Annotated in this window: 4 protein-coding genes; all 4 read left to right on the top strand. The window is 40.3% G+C overall.

Features of this window, described 5'->3' with window-relative positions; genetic code table 11:
- A partial coding sequence (locus BMX11_RS23865) for an Abi family protein (protein ID WP_217643910.1) occupies positions 1–449 on the top strand: 449 nt, incomplete at its 5' end.
- A gap of 799 nt (positions 450–1,248) precedes the next feature.
- Entirely contained in the window at positions 1,249–4,134 is a 2,886-nt protein-coding gene (locus tag BMX11_RS23860) for a DUF3696 domain-containing protein (protein ID WP_090890072.1), read from the top strand.
- A gap of 1,559 nt (positions 4,135–5,693) precedes the next feature.
- Entirely contained in the window at positions 5,694–6,725 is a 1,032-nt protein-coding gene (locus tag BMX11_RS23855) for an IS110 family RNA-guided transposase (RefSeq protein WP_090890070.1), read from the top strand.
- Positions 6,726–6,924: 199 nt separating this feature from the next.
- Positions 6,925–7,422, top strand: coding sequence for a hypothetical protein (locus tag BMX11_RS23850; RefSeq protein WP_090890066.1), 498 nt, complete (start codon positions 6,925–6,927; stop codon positions 7,420–7,422).
- Positions 7,423–7,572 lie beyond the last annotated feature (150 nt).

The raw sequence follows: 7,572 nt of genomic DNA, 5'->3' as shown, positions 1-7,572 counted from the left end.
GACCCCAAGGTTTCCTGGTCGAAATTTTTGTTTTGTCTTTGTTTTTTGTTGCCATTTTTCAATTTTTAATGACAAGCTATTTCAGGACGAGACAGGAAGTCGCATCTGGTTTTGGCATACCCCACCTGTATTTATCAACTTGGCTTGTTTATCTAACCAATATTCGTAATATATGCGCTCATCACGGTCGGCTTTGGAACCGTCGTACAACAGCAGATCGTTTTAAAGTTCCCGAACGTAAAGAATTCAAATTTAGCGGGACAATAGCAGATAACTTTAACATTAGTTACTATGGTACGCTAAGCATTATGATCAGGCTATTGGATGTAATTAATCCAGAACACAGCTTGCCTAAAAAATTCCAGGGGTTACTCGCAGAATACCCAAAAATCAATGTTTCCTTCATGGGTTTTCCAGATGATTGGGAAAAGACGCCCGCCTGGTCATAATATATCTGGAGCAATGAGAATTTCGAGAAAAATGATGATCACTGCTGCGCTTTCCAAAGTGCGTATTTGGGGAATAGTAGCGTAGCAATTCCGCACCAAACTGGTCGCTAAAATGATTACCGGGATTTTTCAATTTTGTTCCTTTCCCTCATCTATTTTCATTCAATTGATCTTCTCCTAGTTAATTAACTTAGCTTAAAAAATCTTCACAGCAACTTAAACGCTTATCCCTAAATTCTGTCTCAAAACACCACGAAAAGTGCCTTACATAGCGTGATATGCGGGTTGTTTTCCAGATCTTACTTAAAGATCAACTCCGAATTTTAGACAAAGCAATTAATGGTCTTCAGTAATTAGCCAAATTCCGACTAAAAAAGCAGTAAAAAAGAGTGTTGATCGATAGATCAAAACGACCAGCTTGGTGCGGAATAGTTTGCCACGTTAGAGCGAAAAGGCTTATCAGCATAAACGCGGATTAGGCGACCACTTTCGCCGAAATAAGCAACACAGAAGAATTATACCTAAATGACTGATATATAGGTGCTTCCACCGAACTCAAACCAGCAACCCTCTGATTAACAGTCAAATTCAAAAAATGGGTTTGGCCTTGATGGGGAGCTGCAGGCTCTTTCTTGAATAAACTAAGTATAAGTCAGTGATACAGAAGCGATTCCTAAATATTACCCCCAATTCAAATTTGCTTTATTGCTACAAGTGTATTTCTCTACTATGGAAATCCGCTTTTTCTACTTATTTTACCCGCATCTAAAATAAATAACCGCTAAATCAACCGACAGCAATGCCAAACTTTGAAGGGATAGGACTGCAAAATTTCAGGACCTTTACTAAGATTGAAGAACTTAAGTTCGCCCCCATTACGATAATCACGGGAACAAATAATGCAGGAAAAAGCTCAGTATTCAAAGCCATAGAATTTCTGGTTCATAACTTTAAAGACGGGATCAATGCAAAGACCCTGGATTTTAAGACGATGCAACATCAGCTTGGAGACCTGGAGCGCGTGTATAACCGTGGCATGATGGCAGCTGCTAAAAAATCGAACAAGCCTTCTAGTCAGCATATGTATACGAGGCTAAGGGATTTTGAAAAACAGAATAAAACATACCAGGGTACACTCCCCGTGTTTAATGAAGATGAAGATCTGGTATTTTCATTTCCCATAAAACTGGGTAATAGCCGTGAAATAGATGCAACGCTAGAGATTAGATATAACCTCGACAGATCTATTCCGAAAAATGCTGCTCCTGGGGAGGTATCGGTTTCCCATAGCATCAAGCATGTTGCGATTTTAAAAGATGGCGAGTATTTGCATTGGACAAATATCATCGAATACCGGGTGGATTATGAAGGATGGAGCGAATGGGAAATGAAAACCAGTCTCGACTTAAAGAAAATAATCAAAATGGTTATGGATACGGCTTTGGAAAAAAAAGACAGATTCGAACCCAATGAAAAAACGGAAGAATATTTTACCCTTGATCTGTTTAATAGAATTGAAAAATACAAACATGCATTTTTTGACTTACCTTTTTTCAGGCGTGAAAACGATGGTTATGATGATTTTAAAGCCAAGTTCATTCCTGGAAAAAGTTTATTCTCCAATTATTCGGCGCTCACAGCGACAGTAAAGTCAGCTCTAGAGATAACAGAAAAAAGTGTCTTTGAGGACCTTTTTCTCGGGAAGGACAATAATCAAAGTAAAGTTCTCGAATGCTTCCAACACAGCTTTTCAAATATTTTGAGCGGGATGGAAATTAATATCGCGCTTGCTGATCAGGAAATTGAAAAAACTGGTATAGCGGAAGAGAGTGATGTAGAAAAAGAGTTCAGCAAAGTTTCAGGTATTTTTACTACTTCACCGAATAGCCAGCTATTTACCACCTTAATGGGCGCAATAGAAAATGATTTCTTTGTTGCGGTCAAAAAGAAAATTGACAGTTTAAACAAGGTCTATTTTTTACCCACCGCAAGGGGCAGAGGCAGGGCCTGGTTTATTGACGAGCAGAACAGTGAAGACATTCAGCTTGCAAGGGAATTCTCATCTATATACCCAGACCGTGATACGTCGATCCAAAATTTTATAAACTTCTGGATTGGTAAAGGAGAAATTGACGAAAAAGGCACAAAGAAACTTAAAGGCTTTAATATAGGCAAAGAACTTTCAGTCTTCAGGGATGAGGAGATAGGTTTGACCAGGATCTTTCTGGTGAATTTCGACGGAACAAAAACACCACTAGTCGACCTGGGATACGGTGTATCACAGCTACTACCAATAATTATGAAAATAGCGATAGTGGCTTATAATCATCAAATGAGGCACGAGTATGATTTCAATAATCATGAAGGTTACCCAGAAAAAAGAACCATTTATTTTAACGCCTCTACACTGCTTATAGAAGAACCTGAAGCTAATTTGCACCCATCACTACAATCAAAAATGGCAGAATTGCTCATCGATGCGGCTTCCAGGTTTAACATTCAATTTCTTCTGGAAACCCATAGTGAATACCTGATTTATAAGTTCCAGGAATATATCGGACGTAAGATAGTATCACCTGAAGATGTAAAAATGTATTATTTCAACCATCCAGACGATGTTGCAGCAGGCCTGAAAGATCGGTATATCAGTCATGTTCAGATTGATAAAGATGGGAGCATTGATTATCAAACCTATTTTGGAAAGGGATTTTTCGATGAACAGACCGAACTGAAAATGAGCTTGCTCAATATCCAGCGGAATAGTTTCATTGCAGACTACGACGCAAACAAAGAAGAACTAAAAAAATCGGTTGAAACGATCAAGGATTATGATGCCAAGATTGGTCAGCTCAACCTCGATCTGTCTACAGCAAACTCCGGGAAACGTGAGCTGGAAGAAGAACTCGCTGCAACGCAAAGCGCAAAGGCAGAAAGTGAATCCTTACTGCAAGATCAGATTACAGCACAGGAGGCGATCATTGATCAATACACGGCAAAAACAGATTTGTCAGCTTACCAAGCCGAGGTTGAGCAGGTAATAGATATCAGCAAGATTAACCATTCGAAAACACTCCGATATCTATCAACCGGAAAATTCCTATTGAATAATCTTGTACCTGGAGCTGATTTCGCACCCGTAGTCCTGCAATATGGCCGCGCAGTGGAATTCGAGATGATTAAATGGATTTATGATTTCAAGAATCCACTCACTGCAACGCAAGTCTCTGATTGGTGTAACGTTTCCCAATATACGAATGCTATCAGACAGTTATTTACAGATCTTGGCATAACCCTTATTGATAACGACAGCAATTACCAGCTAGCGGCGGGTGAGAAAATAAACATCTTTCCTCTCAGGAATTACATCAGCAACACAGACGATAAATCGAGCTTTGGAGGACTGACCCAGATTTTCGAATTGCTTCATTACCTTTCCCCAACAAAAGATACGACCTTTAATTACCATAGTGTCGTGCTATTGCTTCAATTTTCAAATTACCTGAGAAGCATCTTTTCAGATTATGACTCAGCCGAAGCATTGTTTAATACTTGCCGGCAGATCGTGAATCTGAGAAACTGCGCCGGACACACCTACACAGACAGCATTTGCATCAATGATATCATAGATAAAAATGAAGCTGAACAGTATATCGCTAGGGTCGAGGCTTTTTTTGGCTGTTTATAAACTAAATCATGCAAAAACCCAATTCATTTCTTCCTTTTTACTGGATCCAGTTTTATGGCAGAGTTGATAACAACTCTGCCATTCGAACTAGTCTTGTTTTCCCCAGCCAGATTAAAAAGCAACACTATTACATGTCTACCAAACAATTTTATGGTTAAATTTTAAAAAGTATTAAATTAAAACCTTCAATCAGTAAAATGTTGATGATTGTGTGTTAAAAAATAAATACTTTGAGCTTTATTGCTATCTATATATAACGAAGCTATATAATCAATAAGTGTTAATCTGAATTAGTCAAAACTTAATCTGACAGTTACGATAAATTAAACAACGTAACAGAGATTAGTATTATGACTGGATAAACCGCAACCCATTGAGCCCATACCACCGGAATTGCATTGAAATTAAATCATTGATTATCTTGCGATTATAGATTTGGCGAAACGGAGTCAGTTAGATCGGTTTTTCCAGAATGACAACCAATACCGGAATATATTAGCGTGAAGTCCTACTATTTGTCATTTGACCAATCCATAAAACACTTACAATTTCTTCTTCCTATACTGTCCTTCAACTTTATTCTTCAACACTTTTTCAAAATTTACTATTGCTTCGCAGTGCTCATATAGGGTCGATTTTCCGCCGATTAACCCTAACTCATAAGGACTAAACCAAAGGGTCTTTTAATAACAGAAATCAAAATTAACTAAAGGTGAGTTTTTGTCATATAACTTAAACGACTAGAATTCAAAATCCTAAATCACAATCCATTACCACACCAAGTTCGACACCCTTTCGTTCCATTGCTTTCAATCAATTCATACACTGACATTGACAATAAACATGAGCAGGACTACAGTCCCCGATCAGCACCACTTCACCTTTCCAAAAAAAATCGTCCAACCCAAAAGACCCAAAACTACAACACCGTCCCCAAAATCCAAAAAAAACAAAACTTCTACCCCTGCTAAAAACTATGCCCACAAGATATTAAAACACACCCCCAACCCCTAAAAACATCTCTCTAAACCCACCCTTACAACCTCCCACCTCCCCACATCCTTTACATTTCGTATAAAACCTTTCCCATTTTCCGTCCAAACCCATCCACCTATACCATCCATCAACCTTTTAGCTTAAATTAGTATACCCATATCAAAACCATCAGCCGAAACTTACCATAAACTTACCTGTACACAATCGGGCCGGATAAAGCCCCAGATCAACAACATTCAGATACAACCTATCAGATAACCAGTTTACACCTGATGATTAATAAGAACCTGATCAGACTTAGATGGACACGCAGGAAAGACCTAACATATAATTCAAGCCAGGCCATTATTAAAACTTCAGGTGACGGTAGGACCGCTATAAGAAGACAAAGCAGGCTAAAGACCTATTCCCTAATTCATAACCCTACCGTTACTGGCCATCTGATACCGTCTTGACTACACTAACAATCCCCCAAACTCCTTATCACATCACCATCCATCCCCATTTCACTGATAAAAAAATACCGATACAATGGAATAGCCATAGTAAACCGACAAAATCCAATGAAAAATACAGCAAAATTCTATATCGGCATAGACATCTCCAAAGATCAGCTGGACTATGCCATACTTAAAGGCAAAACCAGGATGGTCCAGGGAAAAATGAGCAACACCACCGAAAGCATTACTGCCTCTACCCAGGAACTCCCCCTAGGCCATGGGATCAAAATAAAAGACTGCATCTTTGGACTGGAACATACCGGCATGTACGGCAACCTTTTACTCAAAGCGTTAAACCAGGCCAAAGCCACCATCGTTTATGAAAACGCCACCACCATCAGGTCCTCCCTGGGCAACCTCAGGGGAAAGACCGACCCTATAGATGCGGACAGAATCGCCAGGTACCTATACAAATGCAGGGAAGAGTTCAAAACCTGGCAACCCAAACGGGATATCATCAGCCAAATGGCAGCCCTGTCCTCATTGAGGGAAAAACTCTGCAGCATCAAAAACAGGTTATCTGTGCCACTGAAAGAATTCAAAAAATTCAGCGACAGCAAAACCTATAGCGAGCTAAAACTTCACTGCGACAGCAGCGTAGCCTCCCTTAAAGCAAACCTGCTTGAGCTCGACCGCTCGATCAGGGAGATCTGGCAATCCGACCCACAGCTCAAATCCAAAATGGAGCTCATGATGTCCGTCCCCGCCATTGGTCCTCAAACCGCCCTTCAGATCCTGATCAAAACCAATGAATTCCTGGACATAAATGATCCCAGGAAATTTGCCTGCTTCTGCGGGGTCGCGCCCTTCCCCTACCAATCGGGAAACAGCGTGATCAGAAAGAGCAGGATATCGAAAATGGGCGACCGGAAAATGAAATCACTGCTGCACATCTGTGCCATGGGCGCACTTAAATCCCCCACCGAATTCAGGGAGTATTTCGAGCGAAAAACCTCGGAAGGCAAACACGGCATGCTCATCATTAACGCCATCCGGTTCAAACTCATCCTGAGGGTTTTCGCCTGCATCAGGGATAACCGGGCTTATCAAAAGCAGTATCCTGCTAACAAAACAGCAGAAATGCCGGCTGTCTAAAATCTAAATTTTATCCTCCCGGTCCATGAAGACAGCCGTATTCTGGAAAACAAAAACAGAAACGAACAACTGTCTGTACAGCACATGCCCAATAAAGAACTGCATAGCTAAAAATGTTTGTATATAAGCTCATCGTCCAAGCATTCCGTTTAGATAAATCCTGCATGCGAACCAAAAGCTGCTTGCTAAATAACGACCATTGTATACTAGTCCCTCATGTAAAGCCCGGCAGAAAAAAAAAAATGGTAATTATAGCGAATCATTTACAGAACTGGAAAAACTAGCTGCAGCTGGCCAGGCCGATGAATTGGTCAAAGAGGAATTGAAAAAGAGCTATGCCTCATTAAACCCAGGGAAGGATGTGAGCGTCTATATGGCGGGATTTGATGCCCAGTTAGACAAGAAGGCTGAAGAGGAAGCGAAGAAAATAATGATTAGTGAAAAAGCTCCAAACTTCATGGTAACAGATGCCAGTGGTAAGCAAGTGTCCCTTGCGGACTTTAAAGGAAAAACTTGGATATTCCGACCCATACTACACCACCCATTCCGAGGCATAGTACACCAGTCATTCCGAGCCAAAGTACACCAGTTTTTGTTTGAGCTAATTAAATATTCCGAGGCAAAGTGCACCATTTTTGGTTCATTTCAGGATTATTTTTCTCTGCCATTCCGACACATAGTGCACCACTATATTTAACCATATCACTCATTTGGGCATAGTTTAACCGGCCAATTATATAGGTTTGGCAAGCATCAAGCTTACCCCTATAGATATGGCGAACAAACTGCTCAGCATGAATAAGATTAGACAGATACTCATTTTCCTGGATCAGGGCGTCTCCCAACG

This window comes from Pedobacter rhizosphaerae (genome assembly GCF_900111155.1).
Classification (GTDB): Bacteria; Bacteroidota; Bacteroidia; order Sphingobacteriales; family Sphingobacteriaceae; genus Pedobacter; species Pedobacter rhizosphaerae.
Note: the sequence above shows the minus strand (reverse complement) of the source record. Positions and strands in the feature narration are given on the sequence as shown.